This window comes from Catellatospora methionotrophica (assembly GCF_011297335.1).
In the GTDB taxonomy this organism is placed as follows: Bacteria; Actinomycetota; Actinomycetes; order Mycobacteriales; family Micromonosporaceae; genus Catellatospora; species Catellatospora methionotrophica.
This window is the reverse complement of sequence record NZ_JAAOTJ010000027.1, coordinates 1-22,651: the sequence shown is the minus strand read 5'-3', so window position 1 is coordinate 22,651 and position 22,651 is coordinate 1. Positions and strand designations below refer to the sequence as shown.

General features: G+C 70.9%; 19 protein-coding genes. 12 read left to right on the top strand and 7 right to left on the bottom strand.

Annotation, left to right across the window (positions count from 1 at the left end; genetic code table 11):
• Positions 1 to 10: 10 nt before the first annotated feature.
• Genes HAV40_RS34225 through HAV40_RS34215 form a run of 3 tightly spaced genes read right to left on the bottom strand, consistent with a single transcriptional unit; the run spans position 11 to position 2,052 of the window.
• On the bottom strand, positions 11 to 748 hold the full coding sequence (locus HAV40_RS34225; protein WP_166388441.1) for a copper chaperone PCu(A)C: 738 nt from the start codon (positions 746 to 748) through the stop codon (positions 11 to 13).
• A gap of 52 nt (positions 749 to 800) precedes the next feature.
• Positions 801 to 1,601 carry a UbiA family prenyltransferase gene (locus tag HAV40_RS34220; RefSeq protein WP_166388440.1) on the bottom strand — a complete coding sequence of 267 codons (801 nt, stop codon included), beginning with the start codon at positions 1,599 to 1,601 and terminating at the stop codon, positions 801 to 803.
• 4 nt (positions 1,602 to 1,605) lie between these two features.
• Positions 1,606 to 2,052, bottom strand: a complete 447-nt coding sequence (locus tag HAV40_RS34215) for a hypothetical protein (RefSeq protein WP_166388439.1) — start codon at positions 2,050 to 2,052, stop codon at positions 1,606 to 1,608.
• A gap of 298 nt (positions 2,053 to 2,350) precedes the next feature.
• Here HAV40_RS34215 and HAV40_RS34210 point away from each other — a divergent pair, with 298 nt between their 5' ends.
• From HAV40_RS34210 to HAV40_RS34190, 5 genes are all read left to right on the top strand, one after another.
• Complete coding sequence (locus tag HAV40_RS34210; RefSeq protein ID WP_120317389.1) at positions 2,351 to 2,836, top strand: CarD family transcriptional regulator; 486 nt, start codon at positions 2,351 to 2,353, stop codon at positions 2,834 to 2,836.
• A gap of 26 nt (positions 2,837 to 2,862) precedes the next feature.
• On the top strand, positions 2,863 to 3,564 hold the full coding sequence (gene ispD, locus HAV40_RS34205; RefSeq protein WP_275413471.1) for a 2-C-methyl-D-erythritol 4-phosphate cytidylyltransferase: 702 nt from the start codon (positions 2,863 to 2,865) through the stop codon (positions 3,562 to 3,564).
• A gap of 486 nt (positions 3,565 to 4,050) precedes the next feature.
• The gene (locus tag HAV40_RS34200) at positions 4,051 to 6,516 is read left to right on the top strand and encodes a malectin domain-containing carbohydrate-binding protein (protein ID WP_166388437.1); all 2,466 of its coding nucleotides are present in this window, start codon (positions 4,051 to 4,053) and stop codon (positions 6,514 to 6,516) included.
• A gap of 284 nt (positions 6,517 to 6,800) precedes the next feature.
• Complete coding sequence (locus HAV40_RS34195) at positions 6,801 to 8,081, top strand: hypothetical protein (protein WP_239086173.1); 1,281 nt, start codon at positions 6,801 to 6,803, stop codon at positions 8,079 to 8,081.
• 268 nt (positions 8,082 to 8,349) lie between these two features.
• A complete protein-coding gene (locus HAV40_RS34190) occupies positions 8,350 to 9,873 on the top strand; it encodes a CBM96 family carbohydrate-binding protein (RefSeq protein WP_239086182.1) in 1,524 nt (507 codons plus the stop codon).
• Positions 9,874 to 9,939: 66 nt separating this feature from the next.
• Here HAV40_RS34190 and HAV40_RS34185 read toward each other — a convergent pair whose 3' ends face one another.
• Genes HAV40_RS34185 through HAV40_RS34170 form a run of 3 tightly spaced genes read right to left on the bottom strand, consistent with a single transcriptional unit; the run spans position 9,940 to position 12,829 of the window.
• Entirely contained in the window at positions 9,940 to 10,851 is a 912-nt protein-coding gene (locus tag HAV40_RS34185) for a glycosyltransferase family 2 protein (protein WP_166388435.1), read from the bottom strand.
• A complete protein-coding gene (locus HAV40_RS38750) occupies positions 10,848 to 12,392 on the bottom strand; it encodes a glycosyltransferase (protein ID WP_239086174.1) in 1,545 nt (514 codons plus the stop codon). Before HAV40_RS38750 ends, HAV40_RS34185 begins: the two co-directional genes overlap by 4 nt.
• Complete coding sequence (locus HAV40_RS34170; RefSeq protein WP_239086184.1) at positions 12,389 to 12,829, bottom strand: glycosyltransferase family protein; 441 nt, start codon at positions 12,827 to 12,829, stop codon at positions 12,389 to 12,391. The genes HAV40_RS38750 and HAV40_RS34170 overlap by 4 nt, the downstream gene beginning before the upstream one ends.
• A gap of 335 nt (positions 12,830 to 13,164) precedes the next feature.
• On the opposite strand from HAV40_RS34170, the gene HAV40_RS34165 reads away from it, so the two are divergent.
• The 7 genes from HAV40_RS34165 (at position 13,165) to HAV40_RS34135 (ending at position 22,058) form a co-directional block, all read left to right on the top strand.
• Complete coding sequence (locus HAV40_RS34165; RefSeq protein ID WP_166388433.1) at positions 13,165 to 14,883, top strand: Wzz/FepE/Etk N-terminal domain-containing protein; 1,719 nt, start codon at positions 13,165 to 13,167, stop codon at positions 14,881 to 14,883.
• Positions 14,880 to 15,878, top strand: a complete 999-nt coding sequence (locus HAV40_RS34160; protein WP_166388432.1) for a DUF3048 domain-containing protein — start codon at positions 14,880 to 14,882, stop codon at positions 15,876 to 15,878. Before HAV40_RS34165 ends, HAV40_RS34160 begins: the two co-directional genes overlap by 4 nt.
• Complete coding sequence (locus HAV40_RS34155) at positions 15,875 to 17,320, top strand: O-antigen ligase family protein (protein ID WP_166388431.1); 1,446 nt, start codon at positions 15,875 to 15,877, stop codon at positions 17,318 to 17,320. The genes HAV40_RS34160 and HAV40_RS34155 overlap by 4 nt, the downstream gene beginning before the upstream one ends.
• 43 nt (positions 17,321 to 17,363) lie before the next feature.
• Positions 17,364 to 18,584: a protein kinase family protein gene (locus HAV40_RS34150; protein WP_166388430.1), complete on the top strand. Its 1,221-nt coding sequence runs from the start codon at positions 17,364 to 17,366 to the stop codon at positions 18,582 to 18,584.
• The gene (locus HAV40_RS34145; protein ID WP_203671243.1) at positions 18,584 to 19,453 is read left to right on the top strand and encodes a sulfotransferase family protein; all 870 of its coding nucleotides are present in this window, start codon (positions 18,584 to 18,586) and stop codon (positions 19,451 to 19,453) included. Before HAV40_RS34150 ends, HAV40_RS34145 begins: the two co-directional genes overlap by 1 nt.
• A complete protein-coding gene (locus HAV40_RS34140; protein ID WP_166388428.1) occupies positions 19,450 to 21,042 on the top strand; it encodes a lipopolysaccharide biosynthesis protein in 1,593 nt (530 codons plus the stop codon). Before HAV40_RS34145 ends, HAV40_RS34140 begins: the two co-directional genes overlap by 4 nt.
• 92 nt (positions 21,043 to 21,134) lie before the next feature.
• The gene (locus tag HAV40_RS34135; protein WP_166388427.1) at positions 21,135 to 22,058 is read left to right on the top strand and encodes a glycoside hydrolase family 26 protein; all 924 of its coding nucleotides are present in this window, start codon (positions 21,135 to 21,137) and stop codon (positions 22,056 to 22,058) included.
• Between the two features lie 162 nt (positions 22,059 to 22,220).
• On the opposite strand, the gene HAV40_RS34130 is transcribed toward HAV40_RS34135, so the two are convergent.
• A partial coding sequence (locus HAV40_RS34130; RefSeq protein ID WP_420837241.1) for an elongation factor 1-alpha C-terminal domain-related protein occupies positions 22,221 to 22,651 on the bottom strand: 431 nt, incomplete at its 5' end.

The following is a 22,651-nucleotide window of genomic DNA, read 5'->3' as shown; positions in this document are numbered from 1 at the left end:
CGTGGGTGTGTCAGTGGCCTTCGCCCTCGGTGCCGGCGCGGGTCGGCGGCGCGGTCGCGGGCAGGCGCGGCTGCGGGCTCAGCGGCGGTGCGAGCGGCACCACGGTGCCCGGCAGGGTCTCCAGGACCACGCCGTTGGAGAAGGTCAGCTTCAGGTGCACGCCCTCGCCGTTGGGGACCGCGTCCTTGAGCCCGGTCAGGGCGAGGAACTGGCCACTGCCCGGGGTCAGGTCGAGGTAACCGGCGGCCGGGATGGTCAGCTTCGCGGGGGCAGCGGCGGCCGGGCTGGCCGAGGGCTCCGGGCTGGTCGCCGCGTCGGGCGACGGGCTGCCGGAGGCCTTCGGGGACGGGCTGCCGGAGGTCTTCGGCGACGCGGCCACCGAGGGGCTCGGCGACGCGGCGGCCGGGCTCGGGCTCGCCTTCAGGTCGGCAGCCGAGGCCAGCTTGACGCCGGTCGCGTCATTGGACTCGAACTTGTCGAGCGTGATGGGCTGCTCGGTGTCGTTGAAGATGCGCAGCTGCAGGGGAGCGATCGCGCCCTTCGCGTATCCGGTCGGGCCGGCGTAGGCGAGCATCGCGTCGCGGAGCGCGACACTGCCCCCGTTGGGGCCGGGAGCGGTCAGACTGTAGCCGGGCACGGCCGCCACCTGGTCGGCGGTCTGCGAGTTCATGCCGGCGCTGCAGCCGGTCAGGGCCAGGGCAGCGGCGGCGGCACCGCCGGCCAGGAGCATGGTGATCGAGCGAGTCACGGGCCCAGCGTAGTGTCCGGCGATCGAGGCCCCGCAGGCGACCCGCCGCTGATCACAGCGCGCCGCTGAGCACCAGCAGAGCCAGGTCCACGGCGGCTACGGCGAGCAGTGCACGGAAGGCGGTGCGCGGTGCCGCGTACCAGCCGATGGTTATCAGGACGGCGGCCGTGAGCAGCGCGGCGGCCCCGGCCCACAGCGGCGGCCGGGCTCCGGCCAGCAGGGTGAGCGTCGCGGCCAGTAGCAGCCCGGAGGCCGCGGCGAGGCTGCGCCGGGCGCCCAGCCGCTGGGGCAGGCCGCGGATGCCGGTGGCCGCGTCGTCGGCCAGGTCGGGCACCGCGTTGAGCAGGTGTGCGGCGCCCGCCAGCAGCGCCGCCGCGGCGATCAGCCAGCCGGGCGGGGCGGGCGCGCCGGGCAGCGCGGTGCTCACGAAGATCACCAGCGCGGCGAACGACACCAGGTAGGGCACGATCGACCAGGCGGTCGCCTTGAGCGGCCAGTTGTACAGGTGGGCGGAGAGCACGGCGACCGCGAACCAGGCCCCGGCCGGCCAGCCCCACCACACGCAGGCGGCGAAGGTCGCGGCGGCGGCCACCCCGGCCGCGACGGCGACGGTACGCCGACCCGCCGGGTCCCCGGCCAGCGGCTTGTCGGCCCGCCCCACGGCTGCGTCGCGCGCGGCGTCGATCGCGTCGTTGGCCCAGCCGACGGACAACTGGCTGAGCGCCACCGTGGCCATGACCGCGGCGACGCCGCCTGCGGTGTGGCCCATGCCGACGGCGAGCAATCCACCGAACACGGTGACGGCGAGGGCGGGCAACGGGTGGCAGGCGCGCAGCAGGCCCAGCGGTGACATCCGATCAGTGTCGCGCGTCACCGCCCCCGGGCGACGGCCAGGCGGGCGTGACGATCACGGCGGGGGCGAGGGCGTGGGCGTGGGCGGAGGTGGCGGGGGTGGACACGGCCGGGCGGACGGGCGGGCCGGGCTGTGGTGCGTCCGGGGTCGACCGGGTCAGGCCGGGCCAGGCGATGAGCAGCAGGCTCAGCAGAGTGATCACCACCGCGATGCCGAGCACGACCAGCGGCAGCACGAGCGAAGGCTGATCAGGATCGTCGATGCGTTCGGGCAGGTGCAGCCGCCGTCGCCAGCGGGCCCGCCAGGCCGCCCGTCGCGCGGCCCTGGCTTCGGCTCGCAGTTCGTCCCGGATCCGCTCAGCCTCTTCGGCCAGCTCAGCGGGGTCATCGGGAATGACGACCTCTCCCCACTCGGGCGGGAGGTCCGGAAGGCCGTTGCCCAGCGTGCCCATCGCCGGCTCCTCGCGCGTTGAAGCACCGCGTCTCTCTACTGTCCCGCGTCGTACAGCCTCACGCTAGTGGCGCGTCGAAGGAGATTGAGGTCGGTTCGCGATGCGGACATCGGGGCCTACAGATGCCAATGAGTGCAGAAAAGGTCACCGAGAGTAGCGGAAGAAGCGCTGCTGAGCCGTGTCAAGCAGAAGAAATACGCCTCACAACGGGGGTGAGCTGCGCTAACTGTGCAAGACGGGCTGGGACTGCGCGGCACGCCCGTGTTACCCTAGACACAGCGAAAGGGGTTTCGTACCTATGGATTTCAGTGTCGGCGAGACCGTTGTCTACCCCCACCACGGGGCCGCACTCATCGAGGCTATCGAGACCCGCACCATCAAGGGCGAGGAGAAGCTTTACCTCGTCCTTCGGGTCGCTCAAGGCGACCTGACGGTGCGGGTGCCCGCCGAGAACGCCGAGATCGTCGGCGTGCGTGAGGTGGTTGGCGAAGAGGGCCTGTCCAAGGTTTTCGACGTCCTCCGCGCCCCGCACACCGAGGAGCCGACCAACTGGTCGCGGCGATACAAGGCGAATCTCGAGAAGCTTGCCTCGGGTAACCCGCTCAAGGTGGCGGAGGTCGTGCGTGACCTCTGGCGTCGTGAGCGTGAGCGTGGTCTGTCGGCGGGGGAGAAGCGGATGCTCGCCAAGGCTCGGGACATCCTCGTCGGCGAGGTCGCGCTCGCCGAGAAGAGCACCAAGGACGGAGCCGAGGTTCTCTTGGACAAGGTGCTAGCCGAGGCGTGACCCGCACAACGACAGTGTCATCTGATATCGATAGCCGCGACGTTCCTGCGCCCCATCGGCGCAAGGACGTCGCGGTTCTCGTTCCCGCAGCGGGCATGGGCCTGCGGCTCGGCGGCGGAACCCCGAAGGCGCTGCGTGAGCTGGCCGGCGAGCCGCTGCTGGTGCACGCGTGCCGCCGCCTCGCCCAGGCCCCGTCGGTCGCGATGATCGTCATCGCCGCGCCGCCCGCCGAGGTCGAAGCCGTCCGGGCGATGGTCCCCGCAGCGACCGTGGTGCCGGGCGGAGCCACCCGGCAGCTGTCGGTGGCCGCGGCCCTGGCCGCCGTGCCCGAGACGATCGAGGTCGTGCTGGTGCACGACGCGGCCCGCGCGCTGGCCCCGGCCGAGCTGGTCGAGGCGGTCGCCGCGGCAGTCCGGTCCGGCCGCGAGGCGGTCGTGCCCGCGCTGCCCGTGGTCGACACGATCAAGCGGGTGGACACCGGCGAGTGCGTCCTGGAGACCGTCGACCGGGCTCCGCTGCGGGTGATCCAGACTCCCCAAGGCTTCCGGCGCGTCACGCTCGTGCGCGCCCACGAGCACGCCGTGGACGAGCACACCGACGACGCCGGCATGGTCGAGCGGCTGGGGCACCAGGTGCACTGCGTCCCCGGCAGCGACCTGGCTCTCAAGATCACTCGACCACTCGACCTCCTCATCGCCGAGTCCCTCCTGGCCGCGCATCCACTCTGAGCGGCCTGGGCCCTCCGGTGTTCCGCGGTCAGTGCTCTGACCAGCCAGAAGGTGACGACTTGGCGGGATGCCAAGTCCGAATTAGACTTCGCGGGAGTCATCGACATCATGGTCGTGATCGGATCGACGACCCTCGGGCGCCGATGTCGCACTGTCGACACGAAGAGCGGCTGATCCGCCTCGCCGGTGTCACGGCCAGCCGAGCTGCGGACGCGGAAGATACAACATCCACTCGACTTGGGTGTTGATTGATTGTCCGATCAGCCACATTGCCTGGCTTCCTCTTGCCGTGAGCAGGAGACTCGCCGAAGCTTCAGGGTTAGCGTCAGCTGCGGCTTATCGCGTTCGGGCACCGGTGTCTACCGGGCCCGACTTCCTTTGGTTGGGCGGGAGAAAACAACTGTGCGAAGGCTAGGTCGCACCACGGTGGCAGGGACGGCGGCTGTCTGCGCCGCTCTGCTCTTGGGCGTCGGTCCGGCGTCGGCGGTGCAACCGCCGCACGACCGGGTGGTGTCCGCGGTCCCGTCGACCGCGACGCCGAACATCAACGACGGGACGGTCAACGCGATCGTCAAGGTCGACAACAAGGTCTTCGTCGGCGGCACCTTCACCGGGGTCACCGACCGAGGCACGGGAACGGTGCACAACAAGCCGTTCCTGTTCGCGTTCGACGCGACGACGGGTCTGGTCGACCCGACGTTCGCGCCGAACATCAACGACGAGGTGCTGTCGCTGCAGCCGGGCAGCCAGCCCGGCACGATCTTCGTCGGCGGCCGCTTCACCGGGGTGCTGGCGGGCGGCTGGAGCAGGCTTGTCCTGCTCGACACCACCGACGGCTCGGTGGTGCAGTCGTTCAAGGCGGCGGCCTTCAACGGCGCGGTGAACTCGATCAAGCAGTTCGGTGACCGGGTCCTGGTCGGCGGCTTCTTCACCACGGCCGCCGGCAACGTCCGCAACGGCCTGGCGACGGTGAACGCGACCACAGGAGCGTTCGACCCGTTCGTGAACATCTCGCTGACCGGGCACCACAACTACCCCGGCAGCGGCACCGGCGCCTCCTCGGCGGTCGGTGCGACCGAGCTCGACATCACGCCGGACGGCACGAAGGCCGTCGTGCTCGGCAACTTCAAGCAGGCCAACGGCGGCGACTACGACCAGGTCGTGACGCTGGACCTGACCGGTGCCGCGGCGGCGATCCGCAACTGGCACACCAACCGGTTCGACGATGCCTGCTCCTACGGCGTCTTCGACAAGTGGGTCCGCGACGTGGACATCGCGCCGGACGGCAGCTACTTCGTGGTCGTCAGCACCGGCGGATTCGTCGCCGGCTCGCTGTGTGACGCGGCCTCCCGGTGGGAGTTCAGCGCCACCGGCACGAGCCTGCAGCCGACCTGGGTCGCCTCCACCGGCGGCGACACGCTGCTGTCGGTGGCCGTCACCGGTACGGCCGTGTACGTCGGCGGTCACCAGCGTTGGATGAACAACCCCGACGTCAAGGACGCGGCCGGCCAGGGCGCGGTCACCCGGCCGGGGCTGGCGGCGCTGGAGCCGCGCAACGGCATCCCGATGTCGTGGAACCCGGGCCGCAACCCGCGTGGTGTCGGCACCTCGGCGCTGTACGCCACCGAGGACGGCCTCTACGTGGGCTCGGACACCGACTACATCGGCAACTATGAGCACATGCGCGGCAAGATCGCCTACTTCCCGCTCGCGGGCGGCACCACGCCGCCGGCCGGGGTCGTCGGCGACCTGCCCACCGAGGTGTTCTTCCCGAACAACAGCGTCTCGGTGCCGGCCAACGACGTGCTGTACCGCGTCAACGCGGGCGGCCCGGAGCTGGCGGCGACCGACGGCGACCTCGTGTGGGCGGCGGACACCGCGGCGACCAGCGTGTACCGCAACTCGGGCAGCAACCCCAACACCATCGTGTCGAACACGTTCACCACGCACGCGTCGGTTCCGGCGACGACTCCGCTCGCCGTCTTCGACGACCGGCGGTTCGACCCGTCGGCCGCGCCGGAGATGATGTGGAACTTCCCGGTCGCGGCGGGCACCCAGGTGGAGGTCCGCCTCTCCTTCGTGTCGCGGGACTGGAACTACAGCGCGGCGGGTCAGCGCGTGTTCGACATCAAGATCGACGGTGTGCTCCGTGCCGACAACTACGACACGGTCGCCCAGGTCGGGTACAAGGTCGCGCACACCCTGAAGTTCCCGGTCACCAGTGACGGGACGGTCAACATCGAGTTCATCCACGGGCTGCTCAACCCCGCGGTGGACGCGATCGAGATCGTGCGCACCAGCGCCGGCACCGGCTCCGGTGTCGCCAAGCGCTCGTTCAACGGCACCGCGGCCGGCGCCCTCACCGCTGTCGGCGGCGTGGACGGCACCGTGTGGGCCAACCTGCGCGGCGCGTTCCTGGTCGACAACACGCTGTACTACGGCATGTCGGACAGCAACATGTACAAGCGGTCCTTCGACGGCGTCAACTTCGGTCCGGCCATCCTGCACAACCCGCACTCCGACCCGCGCTGGGACGGTGTGCTGGTGGATGAGCGCCAGGGCACGGTCATGACGTACAACGGCAAGAAGACCGCGTTCTACACGGAGCTGCCGAACATCCGGAGCATGTTCTACAGCAACGGTCGGCTCTACTACGTGATGACCGGGTACAACACGCTGTTCTGGCGCTACTTCAGCCCGGACAGCGGCGTCATCGGCGCGCAGCGCTGGCAGCAGAACGGCACCGGCACCAGCACCTCGCTGGAGTGGCTGGCCGCGAACTCCGGCACGCTGTTCCTGTCCGGTGGCTACGTGTACTGGTCCCGCACGGACGGCCGGCTGGTCAAGCGGCAGTTCGACGGCACCTACTTCGTCGGTGCCGCGACCGCGGTCAGCGGTCCGGCGATCGACTCGGTGAGCTGGGTGACCCCGGGCGCGTTCCTCCGCGGCTGAGATCGACCCGAGTAGGAAAGGCGGACCGGTCACCTTCGGGTGACCGGTCCGTCGTGCTTTGCGGGACAGGGCGTTGCCGGATACGGGCTGAACGGCTAAAGTGTGCCGAATACTTCGGCCTAATTGTCGACAATAGACCCGTAATAGTACGTGAAGTGGTATTCACGCAAGCGATAAACCGGCATTCCCGTGGTCATCTGCCCGACAGGCTTTCCCGCCGATTCGTGGCAGCATCCGGACGTATGTATGGGTTCTCGATCGCGCGTCGCAGTAGGCGGCGCTCGGTGCTCGTTGCGCTGACCACGGCGGCCACCGCTGCCGCCGTCGCCATCGGCGCCTCCGCCTCGGCCGTATCGGTGCAGCACGCGGGGCTGGTCGGGCAGGATCCGGTGAACTGGACGCCGCACGCGCTCGACGGCACGGCCTTCAAGATCCTGGCCATCGGCAGCCGGATCTACGTCGGCGGCTCGTTCACCCAGATCCGGCCGTCGAACTCGTCGACCGTGACCACGCAGCGCCGCCTGTTCGCCTTCAACGCCACCACCGGCGCCATCGACACCACGTTCAAGCCGGTGGTCGACGGCACGGTCCGCACCCTGGTCGCGGCACCCGACGGCCAGTCGCTCTACATCGGCGGCGACTTCACCAACGTCAACGGCGTACGCTCCCGCGGCGTCGAGCGGATCAGCGCCACGACCGGCGCCTCGGTGTCCGGCTTCACCGTGCCGGAGATCAACGGCGGCGTCGACGAGCTGAAGCTCACCGGCAACCGGCTGCTGCTCGGCGGCCGCTTCCAGACCGTCGGCGGGGCGAGCCGGCGCGGCCTGGCCGCGGTGAACGCGGCCACCGGAGCGGCCGACGCCTCGGTCAACCTGAACCTGGACGGCGCGCGCACCACCGCTTCCGGGGCCACCTCGGCGGTGAAGGTGACCGGCATGGACGTCACCCCCGACGGTTCGAAGCTGGTCATCATGGGCAACTTCAGCAGCGTCGCGGGCCAGACCCGGCACCAGATCGCGGTGGTCAGCCTGGCCACGTCCCCGGCCACGCTGACGGCTTGGACGACGACCCGCTACCAGCAGCAGTGCTCGAACTCGTTCCCGACGTACATGCGCGCCGTCGAGATCTCCGCCGACGGGACCTGGTTCGTCGCCGTCACCACCGGCGCCAAGCGCACCGGCTCGCTGTGCGACACCGCCGCCCGCTGGGACCTGGTCAGCCAGGTCGCCAACAAGCAGCCGGTGTGGGCCAACTACACCGGCGGCGACACCCTGCTGTCGGTCGCGGTGGCCGGAGCGGCCGTCTACGTCGGCGGTCACCAGCGCTGGCTGGACAACCCGAACGGCTCGGACAGCGCCGGTCCCGGCGCCGTGCCCGCCGAGGGCCTCGGCGCGATCAATCCGGTGACCGGCAAAGCCTTCACCTGGAACCCTGGAAAAGATCGAGGCGTCGGCACCGAGGACATCTACCCCACCACCGCAGGACTGTGGATTGCCAGCGATACGGATACAGTTCATGGCGAGTTCCATGGAAGGATCGCATTCTTTCCATTGCCGGCAAAGTGATCGGGATACCTCCGATCGCCGATCACGAGAAATGTGATCAGGATCGGCAGTGAGATGTGCGGCGTCGTAGCGGACAATGCTTGTTCGCGACGGCGCCGCATACGGCTGCCATGAGCCAATACAGAGATCGCGGCATGGGCCGCGTGAACCTGCTCGGAGTCTGACTGTGGCCTACCCCGCGCGGAGCACCCGCTTCGCACCGCCAGAACGTTTGGACCCTCGATTACGACGACGCGGCTTCTGGCCGCCGTCCCGTGGCCGTTTGATCGTGGCCGCGGTCGTCGCCGCCTGCCTCGGTGTGGCACTGATCGGTGTGGCGATCGTGTTCGCCAAGGACGGCCCGCCCGAGACCACCTCCCAGCGCATCCCCGTGGGTGAGGACGGTTACGTCGTGCGCGAGGAGCCGGACACGGTGTTCGGTGGCCGGGACACCCTGGTGTCCGTGGCCCGCCCGGACTATTACGCGGTGACGTACCTGAAGTTCCAGGTCACGGCACCGTCCGGTTTCCGGGTCCAGTCCATGTCGCTGCAACTGCAGGCCGACGCCAAACCCCCGGCGTCGCTGCAGGTCCGCTCGGTGCTCACCAGCGACTGGTCGGAGAAGGAACTGTCGTACGCCACCCGGCCCGGCCTCGGCGAGGTGCTCGGCGGCGAGCCGACGGTCTCGGCGACCAACCTGGTCAGCTTCGACGTCAGCGCCGCGACTCCCACAACGGGCAACGGACCTGCCCTCTACTCGTTCGCGGTGACCAACGCCAGCGACAGCGAGACGCTGACGCTGTTCGCGGGCGAGCACGGCGCTGGCGCGCCGGCGCTGGCGGTGACGTTCATCGAGATCCAGGACACCGAGACGCTGGACGGCCACCAGCGCGGCGACGGCAGTGGCAAGCCACACCCGTCCGGCACCGTCTCGCCGGGTGCGTCGGCCTCGCCGTCGGTGGACCCCTCGGCTTCGGTCACCCCCGGCCAGCCCAACCCGCCGGGCAACATCCCGGCCGGGCGCACGCTGTGCGGCGTCGGCTTCATCCCCAAGAGCGGCGAGTCGTACACCCAGGGCATCGGCCGGGTCGACGGGCTGTACGGCGGCCTGGAGGCGTTCCGGACGTTCTACACGGGCGCTCCCTCGGCCTGGCCGGGCAACGCCGGCAAGGTGGGCCGGACGGTCGTGGTCTCCTTCAAGTACAACCCCAAGGAGATCCTCAGCGGGTCCCGCGACGCGTACCTGCGCAACTGGTTCGCCCAGGCGCCCCGCGACCGGGACGTCTACTGGGTCTACTACCACGAGCCCGAGGACAACATCGAGTCCGGCGTGTTCACCGCGGCCGACTACCGGGCGGCCTGGCGCAGGATCGCCGGGCTGGCCGACGCGGCCGGCAACCCGAAGCTGCACGCGACGCTGGTGCTGATGGACTGGAGCGTGTTCCCGCAGTCCGGGCGCAAGTGGAAGGACTACTACGCGGGCAGCGACGTCATCGACGTGCTCGGCTGGGACGTCTACAACTTCAACTTCACCAACCCGAAGTATCCCGACGCCGCGACCATGGTGAACCGGGTGGCCAACATCTCCAAGGCCGAGGGCAAGCCGTGGGGCATCGCCGAGCTCGGCACGGCCATCCTGCCCGGGGACAGCTCCGGCAACGGCCGGGCCGCCTGGCTGACCGACGCGGCCAACGCCTCCATCAGGGGTGGTGCGCTGTGGGTGACGTACTTCGACGTCGACTTCACCCGGGCCGACTGGCGGCTGCTGGACGGGCCCAGCCAGAAGGCGTGGCGGTCGTTCTGCGACGCGTGAGATAGCGCATGGAGAAGGGGCGGGATCCGCGGATCCCGCCCCTTCCGCGTGTTCGAGCGGTGCGTGTCAGATGCCGCGGCCGCGCTGGTGCAGGCGGCGCAGCACGGTGTCGGCCGACACCAGCCGGGTGGCCACCGCCAGCGCCAGGTACGAGCGCGCCTCGCGCGGGCTGTGCCGGATGGTCTTCTTCACCCAGCGCATCGCGTCCTTGCGGTGCCCGCCCGCGGCCTGCGCGAACGCGATCTGCCCGGTGATCCGGGCGTGCCCGCGCGGCGCGCCCTCGAACTCCGGGTAGCGCTCCAGCAGCCACTCCAGCGCCTCGGCGATGGTGCCCCAGCGCGCGGTGAAGTACGATTGCCGGTGCCAGCGCACCCGTACGCCCACGCCGGGCGCGTTGGCGATCGGCGCCCGCCGGGCCACCCGCAGCAGCAGCTCGTAGTCCTCGGCGTAACTGCCGGGGATGTTCTCGTCGACCAGGCCGATCCCGTCGACCAGTGCCGGGCGGCGGAACAGGAACGTCGACGGGTGCAGCTCGGTCAGCCGCGAGCGCAGCAGCTCGGGCAGCGTCACCAGGGGACGGTCCAGCGTGCGGTCCACGTCCTTGCCGTCGTAGTCGATGACGACGCCGATGGAGCACAGCTCGGACGCCGGGTGGGCGTCGAGCATGGCGACCTGGGCCGCCAGCTTGCCGGGCAGCCACTCGTCGTCGTCGTCACAGAACGCCACCAGGTCGGCCGCCGTGGCCAGGATGCCGGTGTTGCGGCCGCCCGCGAGGCCCTGGGTGCGCTCGTTGGTGATGACCCGCACGCGGCGGCGCGGGTCGTCGGCGCACAGGGAGAAGTCGGGCTCGCTCTGGTCGTACACGACGACGACCTCGACCGGGCCCGGATAGTCCTGGCCCAGGATCGCGTCGATCGCCTTGCGCAGCAGCTCCGGGCGGTTGCGGGTGGGCACGACCACCGAGACGCTCGCGGTCATTTCCTTCTCCAGTCCAGGTAGCCGTAGCGTGCGCGGCCGAACCACGTCATCACGCTGAGGATGCGGCGCTTGCGGGGCGCGAGCTTGCCGCGCCAGGCGGCGTCGAGCCGCAGTTCCAGCTCGCCGTTGGTGAAGCGCATCGGGTTGCCCGCGACGGTGTGGGTCGTCTCCAGCCGGGCCACTGGCAGCCCGGCCGCGGGCTGCGTCAGGCACTCGCCGCCGCCGGGACCGAGCCCCGCGAACGCGCGGATACGGCGCAGGCCGTCGGCGGGCCGGGCCACCACGTCCTCGTAGCGCAGCCGCAGGGTCGGCGTGCGCACCCAGTCGAGCAGGTGGAACAGCGCGTTGTGCGCCGACCACAGCACGCCCGACTTCACCGCCGAGTACTGCGGCATGAGCACCTCGGCACCCACGATCTCCGGCCGGCGCACCTCACGGCTCCACGAGTACGCCACCGCGCGGCCGTCCCGCACCAGGTGCAGCACCCGCAGGTCGATGCCGCGGGCGTGGCGCAGCGCGAAGGCCAGCGAGGCGTGCTTGCTGGAGTCGACGACGACGCTCGCGCCGGAGACGTCGGCCACCGCCCGGTAGATCCTGCGGTGCAGCTCGCCGTACGCCCGCAGGTCCCTCTTGCGGCGGTTGAGGAAGAACGGCAGGCCCATCCTCAGCACGAACCGCATCCGGTCGACCCGGTGCTTGAGCGCCATCGCGGCATTCAGGTCCAGTTTGTCCCATCCGCCGAACGCCAGATCGCCCACCTTCGCCCAGAACGGGCAGTCGGCGAAGGCGCTGCCGCACCCGCAGCGCTCGTTGTCGCGCAGCGCGCGCTCCCAGATGTGAGTCACCTCACCGACCGCGCACACGTCGCCGGCCTGGCCCAGGATGCGGTCGGTCAGCGTGGAGCCGCTGCGGCCCCAGCCACCGATGAACAGCACGGTGACCTCATCGGACGGTGTCGGGCGCGGAGTGCGCACGACCAGGCCGTCGGCGATCTCGCCCACCCGCAGTGCGGCGGCGGTCGCCGCGGCGCCCGCCTCGCTGCCGGAGATGCGCAGCAGGGTGGGCTCGGCCAGCGCGGCGTCGAGCGCGGCGCGGAACTCCGCCTCGGTGCGGCACAGCTCGACCATTCCCAGGCTGCCCATCCGGGCGGCGAAGCGCTGCTGGTGGTCGTCGACGTGCTCGTGCAGCGCCGGATCGCGGGGCACCACGATCGGCTTGTGCCCGGCCCGGCGGGCCTCGGTGATGGTGGCCGGGCCGCCGTGGCAGACGACGACCGCGGCCTGGCGCAGCCGCTCGTTGAGGGTCTCGTGGTCGAAGAACGCGGCCGAACCGGGCAGTTCGCGCGGCGTCGACGAGCCGTACTGCATGACGCAGGGCACGCCGGTCGCGGTGGACCAGCGGTCGGCCCAGTCCAGCAGCCGGTCGAAGGAGTGCACGTCGGTGCCGACCACGACCAGGACGGCGTCGCGTTCGGGGCGGCGAGGTGAGGGCACGGACAGCGCGGTGCGCTGGATCGGTGCGCCGGGGGAGGTGGTCGTCACAGCAGCGGCCCTACCAGCTTCGCGCCCTTGTACAGCCGGAGCTGCTCCTCGAACTGCACCAGCATGCGCGAGGTGAACGGCGCGCACAGCCGCGCCGTCAGGGTGCGCGTCTCCAGCCGGTCGTAGACCTCCACGTAAACAGTGGGTATCCGCAGCAGCCGGGCGACCACGAAGAACGGCAGCGCGACACCGGCCCCGGTCGAGATCACCACGTCGGGCCGCGTGCTGCGCAGCATCTTCACCGCGAGCAGTGCGTTACGTAGCAGATTCGGGATGTTTCGGGTGGTCGGGTAGTGCGCGTAGACCACGTTCTCCCCGTCGAGCAGGCTGTGCGCGTCCTGCGTGGGGAACGTCACCCAGGTGCGGAAACGATCTGTCCACCATGGACGCAGCGCGTACAATTGGGCGAGATGTCCGCCCGACGAGCCGACCAGCATGACATGACGTGCACGATTCGGTTCGCCCACCTCGGTTCCTCTCCTGTCGACGACCCGCAGCCTAGCGACACGATTTAACATTTCCGCGCGGACGATTGTCGGTAGCCTGACAGTGCATGTGATCTGACCGAACGGCAGGTCTGGGCGTCATACTCTTGAGCCCGCCGATGCGATCGTGGCGTCCAATAACTCCGGTCTGACACAGAAGTGGCCGTTTGGCTGAACGCGTGCCAGGCGGCGATGGCTAGGGTGAGGACCGTCTACCCAGGGCGTCTTCACCTGCGCCGCGCCGGTCGTCGGTCCTGTGTTCATGGGTTTGTAAACAAGGGGAATCAATGGCTACGAATGCGGCCTCGGTGCCGACGGCGAGCGTAGGCGATTACGTCGGCTGGCTGGCCCGCCGCTGGTGGCTGGTGGCGCTCGCGGTGGCGATCGGTGCGATCGGCGGGCTCGGGGTCGCGGCGACCCAGCCCAAGGTCTACGTGTCCGAGACCAAGGTTCTCGTGATGCAGGTCGGCCAGGACACCACGGTCAAGGTGAACCTCGACACCGAGTCGCAGGTGGTGCGCTCCACGACGGTCGGCAGCGCGGCCAAGAACCTCATCAACACGGACACTCCGGTCGAGGAGCTGGTCTCCCGGGTCACCGTGACCGTGCCCGCGAACACGTCGGTGCTGTCGATCACCTTCGACGCGCCCACGGTGGCCGAGGCGCAGCGCGGCTCGCAGGCCTTCGCCCAGGCCTACCTGGACCAGCGCGCCGCCGAGGCGCAGAAGAACGTCGACGTGCAGGGCGCCGCCATGCGCGACGAGATCGCCGGGCTCACCAAGCAGCTCGACGAGGTCGCCGCGCAGCTGGTCGGCCTGGCCGCCAATTCGGCGGACCGGCAGAAGGCCGTACAGAAGCAGCAGATCCTCACCGCGCAGATCAACACCCTGAACTCGCGCCTGATCCCGCTGCTGGCGACCACCGTCAAGCCGGGCAACATCCTGTCCGCGGCGACCAAGCCCACCTCCCCGGCCAAGCCCGACATGATGCTCTACCTGGTCAGCGGCGTGGCCATCGGCCTGCTGCTGGGCCTGGCGGGCGCGCTGGTGCTGGACCGGATGGACTCCCGGATCTACCACAGCCGTCAGATCCCGTACCGCAACGACGTGCCGGTGCTCATGGAGGTGCAGCGGGGCCGCGGAGCGGCGGTCGCCGACGCGGCCAGTGCGCTGGGCCGCGAGTTCAGCCTCTTGCGCAACGTGCTGCGGGTCGCTGCCGGGGCGGCCCGGGGCGGTCGCCCCTCGGCCACCGACGCGCTGCTGATCTGCGGCGCGGCACCCGGCCCGGCGGTGGAGTTCGTGGTCGCCAACCTCGCCGCGGCGTTCGCCCGCTCCGGCGAGCGCGTCGTTATCGTGTGCACCGACTCCACCTCGCACCTGCCCGACCTGCTGGGCGTGAGCCCGTCGCGCGGGCTCGGCGACGTCATCGCCGGTGACGTCACCCTCGACAACGCGCTCTACGCGGTGCCCGCGATCCGCGGCGTCTCGCTGCTGGGCGCGGGCCGCCTCGACCCGCGGGTCGAGCTGCCGGTCGCCACCGTCTCCGACCTGCTGGCGCAGCTGCAGCAGCAGGCCGACCGGGTGCTGCTGGCCACCGCGCCGCCGAGCCGGGCCGTCGACGCCCAGGCGCTCAGCGAGATCGCCGCGTCCGTCCTGCTGGTCGTCGAGACCCGGGTCGCCCGTGCCGACGACGTCGAGGAGTCGGTCGAGCAGGTCGCCCGCGTCCAGGGCCCGCTGGCCGGCCTGCTGGTCGTCCGCAGCCCGCGGGTCGCCCGCAACTTCAAGCGCAAGGTCGCCGCGGTCCCCGTCGCCGAAGCCCCGACGGTGCCGGTGTCGGAGCTGCCGCGAGCCGGCCGCGACTTCGACCAGACGATGGTCATCCCGCGGGTCGGCGAGGACGGCGACCGGATCGAGTTCTGGGCCCCGGGCTCCGACACCGTGGCCAAGAAGGCCAACAGCAAGCGCAACTCCTCCTCCGACCAGACCACCTCCGCCGATCTGCGATGAGCCGGTCACTTCGCCTGGGTGCGGCGGCCGTGCTGGCCGCCGCCGCGTTCACCTCCGGCTGCGGGGTCGGCCCCGCCACCAAGCCGCCGCCGGTGGCTCCCGTCGAGCAGTCGCCGTTCACGCTGCCGTCGCCGGACGCGGTGCGCCCACGCGCGCCGCTGACCGGGCTGGAGACCGAGGAGGCGACCAAGGCCAAGCGCGCCGTCATCGTGCCCATCGAGATCGGCACGGGCGCGGCGGCGCCGGTCGGGCTGGACAAGGCCGACGTCGTCGAGCTGGAGTTCGCCGAGGGCAAGCTGCTGCGGGTGGCTGCGGTGTACCAGTCCACCCCCGCGGACAAGGTCGGCCCGGTGGCGGCCGTACGCCCCGCCGAGATCAAGCTGCTCAACCAGCTCCAGCCGTACATGGTGCACAACGGCACCCCGAAGGGCTGGCTCGACCTGCTCACGCTGTCGAAGCTGGCGGCGGTCACCCCGGCCAAGAAGACCGGGTTCACCACCGTCTCCGGGCGCGTCTACGTCAACACGGGCACGCTGCAGGCGACCGCTCCCGCGCAGCAGAAGCTGCTGGCTTCGCTGTTCCAGTTCGGCCAGCCCGCCGAGCCCGTCGCCACGGGCAGCACCCCGGCCACCACGATCGTCGTCGCGGCCGCCGGACACACGGCGGTCACCTGGAAGTTCGACGCGACCACCCGGCGCTGGCAGACCACGCTCGGCGGGGTGCCCGTCGCCGCGGCCAACCTGATCCTGCTGACCACGCCCTTCAACAAGAAGGACGTCAAGGCGCTGGACCGTGAGGTGCTGATGGCCGACCCGGTCGGCAAGGGCGCGGCCCAGGTCTTCGGAGCGGGCCAGGGCGCCAAGGCGACGTGGGCCAAGGAGGGCTTCTTCTCCGCGCTCAACCTGCTCGGTCCCGAGCAGTCCGTGGTGCGGCTGTCGCCGGGCCCGAGCTGGATCCTGCTGCTGCCCTCCACCGCGAAGGTGACCGTCTCGTGACCACCCCCGCCCGCCGCACGCCGGGGGAGGCCGCCGCCACGGGCGCGGGCGTCCGCGCGGTGGTGGCCGTCCCCGAGCACGCCAGGGCGCTGCCGCCGCTGGCGGCGGTGCTGCACCGCCGGGGCGCGCACGAGCCGATCCCGGTCCGTGAGTGGGCGCTGTTCGCGATGATCGTGCTGTACCCGGTCGGCTGGCTGCTCGGCCTGACCCTGGCCTGGGTGCCGCTGCTGGCGATCCCGATGGCGCTGGAGCTGCTCCGGCGTCGCCGGGTGCGGATGCCCTCCCCGGTCTTCGCCTGGCTGCTGCTGTGCTTCCTGGGCCTGGTCGGCGTCGTCATGCTGGACGCCACCGTGCCGAACGCGCTGCCGGTGGAGATGGGCCTCGGGCGCATCCTGGCGTTCGTACGCCGCCTGATGGACATGGCCGCCGCGATCGTGGTGCTGCTCTACGTCGGCAACCTCTCCGAGAAGGAGCTGCCGACCAAGCGTGTCGTCAAGTTCCTGGCCTACTTCTTCGTGGTGCTCGTCGTCGGCGGCATCGCGGGTGTGCTGCTGCCGCGCATCGCGGTGACGACGCCGCTGGCCGAGGTGATGCCGAAGTCGCTGATGGCCAACGGCTGGGTCCGCTCGTCGGTGCGCATCGAGTTCGCGCAGTGGCAGAGCATCGTCGGCGAGTCGCCGTCGCCCCGCCCGGCCGCGCCGTTCCAGTACACCAACGCCTGGGGCCAGTGCATCGCGGTGCTGCTGCCCTGGTTCATCCTGGCCACGTACCACGATGCGAAGACCCTGTGGAGCAAGATCTGGCCCGCGCTCGTGCTGGCCGCCGCGATGGTCCCGATCGTGTACTCGCTGAACCGCGGCACCTGGGCGGGCCTGGGCATCATCCTGGCCTACCTGGTCGTCCGGATGGCGATCCGCGGCAGCATCATGCCGGTGGCCGGGGTGCTCGTCGCCGTGGCCCTGGCCGGGCTGCTGGTGCTGGCAACCCCGCTGGGCAGCACGATCACGGCGCGCATGGACAACCCGCACTCCAACGAGGGCCGGGCGTCGCTCAACGCCGCCGCGGTGGAGGCCGCGAAGGCGTCGCCGATCATCGGGTTCGGCGGCCAGTCGGAGACGATCGGCAGCGAGCGGTCCATCGCGATCGGCCAGAGCCCGTCCTGCGAGCAGTGCGGCAACCGCGACATCGGCAGCGACGGCCAGCTCTGGATGCTGCTGATCACGCAGGGCTTCGTCGGCGCGGGTCTCTACCTGCTGTTCTTCGCCTGGTATGGCTGGCGGTTCCGTCGCGACCATTCGTGGCTCGGCATCGCCGCCGGGGTCACCGCCCCGCTGGCGATCTGGTTCGCCACGATCTACAACTCCACCGGCATGACGCTGGTGATCATGATGGTTCCGCTGGCCCTGCTCTGGCGCAACGAGACGAACCGGGTGTACACATGAGCCGCGCGCGGACCCTGACCACGACCGGCCGCGAGGCGGCGAAGTGAGCGGGGAGTTCCTCACCGAGCTCGGCCGGCTCCTGGGCGATGACGTCGACGCCGCCACCGACGGGGTCTTCCTGGGCCGGGGCGCGGGAGCGGCCGGCGAGGTCTACACCGTCGTGCCCGCCATCGGCAAGGCACGGCTGCTCGTCCCGCACGGCGACCGGCGCGCGGCCGGTGCGGCCATCCGGCACACCAGCGCCCCCCGGTCCGCGAAGGACCGGCTGCGCCAGCGGGTGCTCGCCGGGGTCTTCTCCACCGGGCTCGGCAGCCGCACCCTCGGCGACCTGGTCTTCCGTGACCGGCTCGCGGTGCAGGCGCAGCCGACGCTGGCCGAGCACCTCAGCGGCCTGCTCGGGCAGCGGGTGCGGCTCAGCGTGCGCTTCGGGCCGCCCCGGGCCAACCGCAAGCCGGTGCTCCAGCTCATCGACGACCGGGCGCACACCGTGGCGTACGCGAAGATGGCCGTCAACGACCTGACCACGACCCTGGTCGACGCCGAGCACCGGGCGCTGAGCCTGCTGTCCGGCCGTGACCTGGCCCCCGCGCGCGTCCCCGAGGTGCTGCACTTCGGCACCTGGGCCGGTGCGTCCCTGCTCGTGGTCGGCGCGCTGCCGGTCAGCCAGGACGCCCCGCCGGACGGGCTGACCCCGCTGAGCCTCGCCGCGATGCGCTCGATCGCCCAGGTGCAGGGCGTCACCCGGAGCACGTACGCGGGGAGCTCGTACGCCGCCCGGCTGGCCGCGCAGGTCGACGCGCTGGGCGAGCGGCCCACCGCGGGTCTGATGCGGCGCGCGCTCGCCGCGTGCGCGGACGCCGAGCTCGGCTTCGGCTGCTGGCACGGCGACTGGAACGGCGGCAACATGTCCGTCCGCGACGGCGAGCTGCTGCTGTGGGACTTCGAACGCTTCACGCCGGACGTGCCGGTCGGCTACGACCCGCTGCACTTCGAGCTGCACGAGGCCGTCGCCGTACGGCATACCGACCCCGTGACCGCCGCACGGGCGGTGGCCGGGCGGGCCGCGGAACTGCTCGCCCCGCTCGGGGTCGACGCGGCGGTCGCGAACGAGGTCGCCGCCCTGTACTTCGTCGAGATCGGCAGCCGGTACCTCGGCGACGGTCTGGACAACCTCGGCCGGCCGATGGGCCGCGTCGACGAGTGGATCATCGGGGCGTTCGCCGGACTCGGCGGGCGATGGGCTTCTCTGGTGGGAGAGAACTGATGGCAGTCAAGAGCCGCGTACGGAAGTTCGTCTGGCGCAAGGCGGGCGCGCTGGCCCGGACCGCGGGACAGCTGACCGCGGACCGGCGCATGGTGCCGTCGTTCCTGATCGTCGGCACGCAGCGCGGCGGCACCACGTCGCTGCACAAGGCGCTCGCGCAGCACCCGTCCTACCTGCCGCCGCGCTTCCGCAAGGGCGTGCACTACTTCGACATGGACTACCACCGCGGCCACGCCTGGTTCATGGGCCACTTCGTCAGCCGCAGCAAGGCCGAGCGCACCTCGCAGGCCCTCGGCACGCCCGTGGTCACCGGCGAGGCCAGCCCGTACTACATGTGGCACCCGCTGGCCCCCGAGCGCATCGCCCGGGACCTGCCCGGTGTGAAGCTCATCGTGCTGCTGCGCGACCCGGTCGAGCGCGCCTACTCGGGCCACGCCCACGAGTACGCCCGCGGCTTCGAGACCGAGAAGTTCGAGCAGGCCGTCGCGCTCGAAGCCGGGCGCATGGCCGGCGAGCGCGAGAAGATGGCCGCCGACCCGAACTACCACAGCCACGCCGTACGCCACCTCGCCCACCTCGGCCGCGGCGAGTACATCGACCAGCTGCTGCACCTGGAGTCGCTGGTCGGCCGCGAGCGGCTGCACGTCGTCGACAGCCACGACTACTTCGCCGACCCGGCGCGCGTGTTCACCGGCGTGTGCGAGTTCCTGGGCATCCCGGACGCGCCGGGCATCGTGCACGACCAGCACAACGCCCGGCCCCGCTCGCCGATGTCGGACGAGCTGCGGGCCCGCCTGGAGGACCACTTCGCGCCGTACGACCAGCGCCTGGCCGACTGGCTCGGCCATCAGCCGAGCTGGCGGCGATGAGCGTCACCGCACCGGCGCACGCCGGGGCCTACGGGGCCGACCGCGGGCGCGTCATGCGCAGCAGCCTGTTCAACCTCGTCGGCGCGGGCGTCTCCGCGCTCGCCGGCCTGGCGCTGACCGTGGTCGTCACCCGTGGCTTCGACGCCAGCGTCGCCGGGGTGCTGTTCACGCTCACCTCGGTGTTCCTGATCCTGTCCGCGGCGGCGCTGCTCGGCGCGGAGACCGGCGTGGTCTACCTGCTCGCCCAGCAGCGGGTGCGCGAGGAGACCGGAAAGATCCGCGCCACGGTACGGATCGCGACGATCCCGGTCGTGGTCGCCAGCATCGTGCTCGCGGTCGGGCTGTGGTTCGCCGCGCCGTGGCTGGTCGACATCATGCTGCCGGACGCCCCGGCGGGCACCGTCGCCGCGATCCGGGTGTTCGGCGTCTTCCTGCCCACCTCCACCATCACCGGCGTACACCTGGCCGTGGGCCGTGGACTGGGCACCACCCGGCCCAACGTCATGGTCATGCGGGTGCTGCGGCCCGGCCTGCAACTGCTCGGCGTCGTCGCCGTGCTGATCGCGGGCTGGACCAGCTCCGTCGCACTGGCCCTGGCCTGGTCCCTGCCGTACGCGCTGGGCCTGGTCGTCGCGGTGCTCTGGTCGGCGAAACTGCGCCGCAAGGCCGAACGCTCCGGCAAGCAGCCCGTCGAGGCGCCGACCCGCGAGGACTGGGGACGGTTCTGGCGGTACGCCTCGCCCCGGGCGGGCACCGGACTGGCGCAGCTGGCCCTGCAGCGCCTCGACGTGGTGCTGATGGCCGCGCTGCGCGGCCCGGTCGACGCCGCGCTCTACACCGCCGCCACCCGCTTCCTGGTCATCGGCCAGCTCGGCGGGCAGGCACTCGGGCAGACCGTGCAGCACCGCTTCTCCGGACTGCTCGCGCAGAACCAGCACGACGAGGCCAACCGGCTCTACCAGATGACCACCACCTGGCTGATCGCGCTGATCTGGCCGTTCTACCTGACCTGGGCCATCTTCGGCGGCCAGCTGATGACGGTGTTCGGCCAGGGCTACACGGCGGGCGGCGACGCGGGCGTCGTCGGGATCGTGCTGTCGCTGACCATGCTCGTCGCGACCGCGTGCGGCATGGTCTCCACGGTCCAGGAGATGGCCGGGCATACCGGCGTCGCGTTCTTCCAGACCATGCTGGCGCTGGTCGTGAACGTGGTCCTCAACATCGTGCTGATCCCGTCCTACGGGATCGTCGGCGCCGCGATCGCCTGGTCGACGGCGCTGCTCATCAAGAACCTGCTGCCGCTGGTACAGCTGCAGCGACGGCACGGACTGTCCCCCCTCTGCCGGGGCGGGTTCGTCGCGATGGCAGCCGCCGTGGCCTGCTACGCCGCCCTGCCCCTGCTGGCCCGTGCCCTTTTCGGCGACCACCCGCTCGTCGGGGTCGCCTCGGTGCTCGTCGCGACCGTCGCCTATCTGGCGGTAGTGTGGCGCTGCAGACACGTTCTGCAACTGGCCGGCCTGCGCGCGCTCCGGCGTCGTGGCAAGACCCCGGCACAGACCTCACCCCCAGTGGAGACCCTCGTCCCATGAGAAGAGCATTACCGGCTGCGGGGCTGGTGATGGTGCTTCTGGCAGTGGCGGCTGCCGGCTGCACGACCGTCGTCCCGGAGGAGGAGCCGCCTATGGCGGTTCGTCCCAGCCCCACCCTGGAGCAGCTCCCCCTGGCCGCGTCCGGTCCGTTCACGACCACCGGGCGCGGGCCCGCGGTACCCGATACGGGCGCGTGGTTCGGCGCCTTCGTCAACGCGCAGAACCGGCGTACCGGCGACCAGCTCGACGCGATCGACAGCTTCGAGGAGATGGTCGACCGGCCGCTCGCGCTGGCCCACTCGTTCCACCCGTGGCAGGACGACTTCCCGTCGACCTACGACTACGAACTGGTGCACCGCGGCAAGCTGCTGATGATCTCCTGGGCGGGCACCGACACCCGCTCGATCGTGACCGGGGTCTACGACGAGGAGATCCGGCGGCGCGCCGAGGCCGTACGCAACTTCCGCACCCCGATCCTGCTGCGCTACCGCTGGGAGATGGACCGGCCGAACCTGTTCAACGTGGTCCACTCCCCGGAGGACTACGTGGCCGCGTGGAAGCACGTACGCGCCATCTTCACCGAGGTCGGCGCGGACAACGCCGCCTGGGTGTGGTGCCCGCACGCCGACGGTTTCATGGACGGCCGCGCCCAGCCCTACTATCCGGGCGACGACCAGGTCGACTGGCTGTGCGCCGACGTGTACTCCGGCCCTGAGATGTACACCTTCACCCAGCTGATGGCACCCGTGCTGGAGTGGGCCCGGCACCGTCCCCGCCCGCTGCTCATCGGCGAGTTCGGCGTCGTGCAGGGCAACCCCGGCCAGCGAGCCGCCTGGCTGCACGAGATGCGCCTGGCCCTACCCCAGCAGCCGCAGATCAAGGGCATCCTCTACTTCAGCAGCGAGCAGGACTCCCGCCCGCGCTACGCCACCACGGTCGACAAGGAACCCGACGCCGTCAAAGCCCTCACCCTCCTGGCCAAAGACCCCTGGCTCACCCGCCAACCCGGCCACTGACCCGGATCCGTCGACCTCAACCGCCCTGTCCCACACGATGATCGCTGTTTCGTGTCACATCGTGAGGTGGGGCCGCAGTTTCTGACACGAAACAGCGATCTCCGGTAAGCCAAAAGCCGCACCCTCCCGACGGGGAGGGTGCGGCTTCGGCGTTGGAGCAGGTCAGGCGGCTTCGATGATCATGCCTGCGGCGACGGTGCGGTTGGTGGCCTCGTCGATGATGATGAAGCCGCCGGTGGTGCGGTTGCGGCGGTATTCGTCGGCCATCAGCGGGACGGTGGTGCGCAGGCGGATGCGGCCGATGTCGTTCAGCCCTAGCTGCGTGGCGGTCTCGTCGCGGTGCAGGGTGTTGACGTCGAGCCGGTACTGCAGGCCCTTGACGATCGCACGCGCGGTGCGGGTGGTGTGCTTGATGGCGTACTTCGCGCCGACGGTCAACGGCCGGGTCTCGTCCATCCAGCAGACCAGGGCTTCGATGTCCTGCGCGGCCGCCGGGGTGTTGTGCGGGCGGCAGATCATGTCGCCGCGGGAGATGTCGATCTCGTCTTCGAGTCGGACGGTCACTGACATGGGTGGGAATGCTTCGGTGACGG

Coding starts and splice junctions, on each gene's coding strand:
- HAV40_RS34145 (WP_203671243.1), top strand. CDS start 18,584: ATGGCAGTCAAGAGCCGCGTACGGAAGTTCGTCTGGCGCAAGGCGGGC.
- HAV40_RS34140 (WP_166388428.1), top strand. CDS start 19,450: ATGAGCGTCACCGCACCGGCGCACGCCGGGGCCTACGGGGCCGACCGC.
- HAV40_RS34220 (WP_166388440.1), bottom strand. CDS start 1,601: ATGTCACCGCTGGGCCTGCTGCGCGCCTGCCACCCGTTGCCCGCCCTC.
- HAV40_RS34185 (WP_166388435.1), bottom strand. CDS start 10,851: ATGACCGCGAGCGTCTCGGTGGTCGTGCCCACCCGCAACCGCCCGGAG.
- HAV40_RS34215 (WP_166388439.1), bottom strand. CDS start 2,052: ATGGGCACGCTGGGCAACGGCCTTCCGGACCTCCCGCCCGAGTGGGGA.
- HAV40_RS34165 (WP_166388433.1), top strand. CDS start 13,165: ATGGCTACGAATGCGGCCTCGGTGCCGACGGCGAGCGTAGGCGATTAC.
- HAV40_RS34160 (WP_166388432.1), top strand. CDS start 14,880: ATGAGCCGGTCACTTCGCCTGGGTGCGGCGGCCGTGCTGGCCGCCGCC.
- HAV40_RS34170 (WP_239086184.1), bottom strand. CDS start 12,829: ATGCTGGTCGGCTCGTCGGGCGGACATCTCGCCCAATTGTACGCGCTG.
- HAV40_RS34210 (WP_120317389.1), top strand. CDS start 2,351: ATGGATTTCAGTGTCGGCGAGACCGTTGTCTACCCCCACCACGGGGCC.
- HAV40_RS34135 (WP_166388427.1), top strand. CDS start 21,135: ATGGCGGTTCGTCCCAGCCCCACCCTGGAGCAGCTCCCCCTGGCCGCG.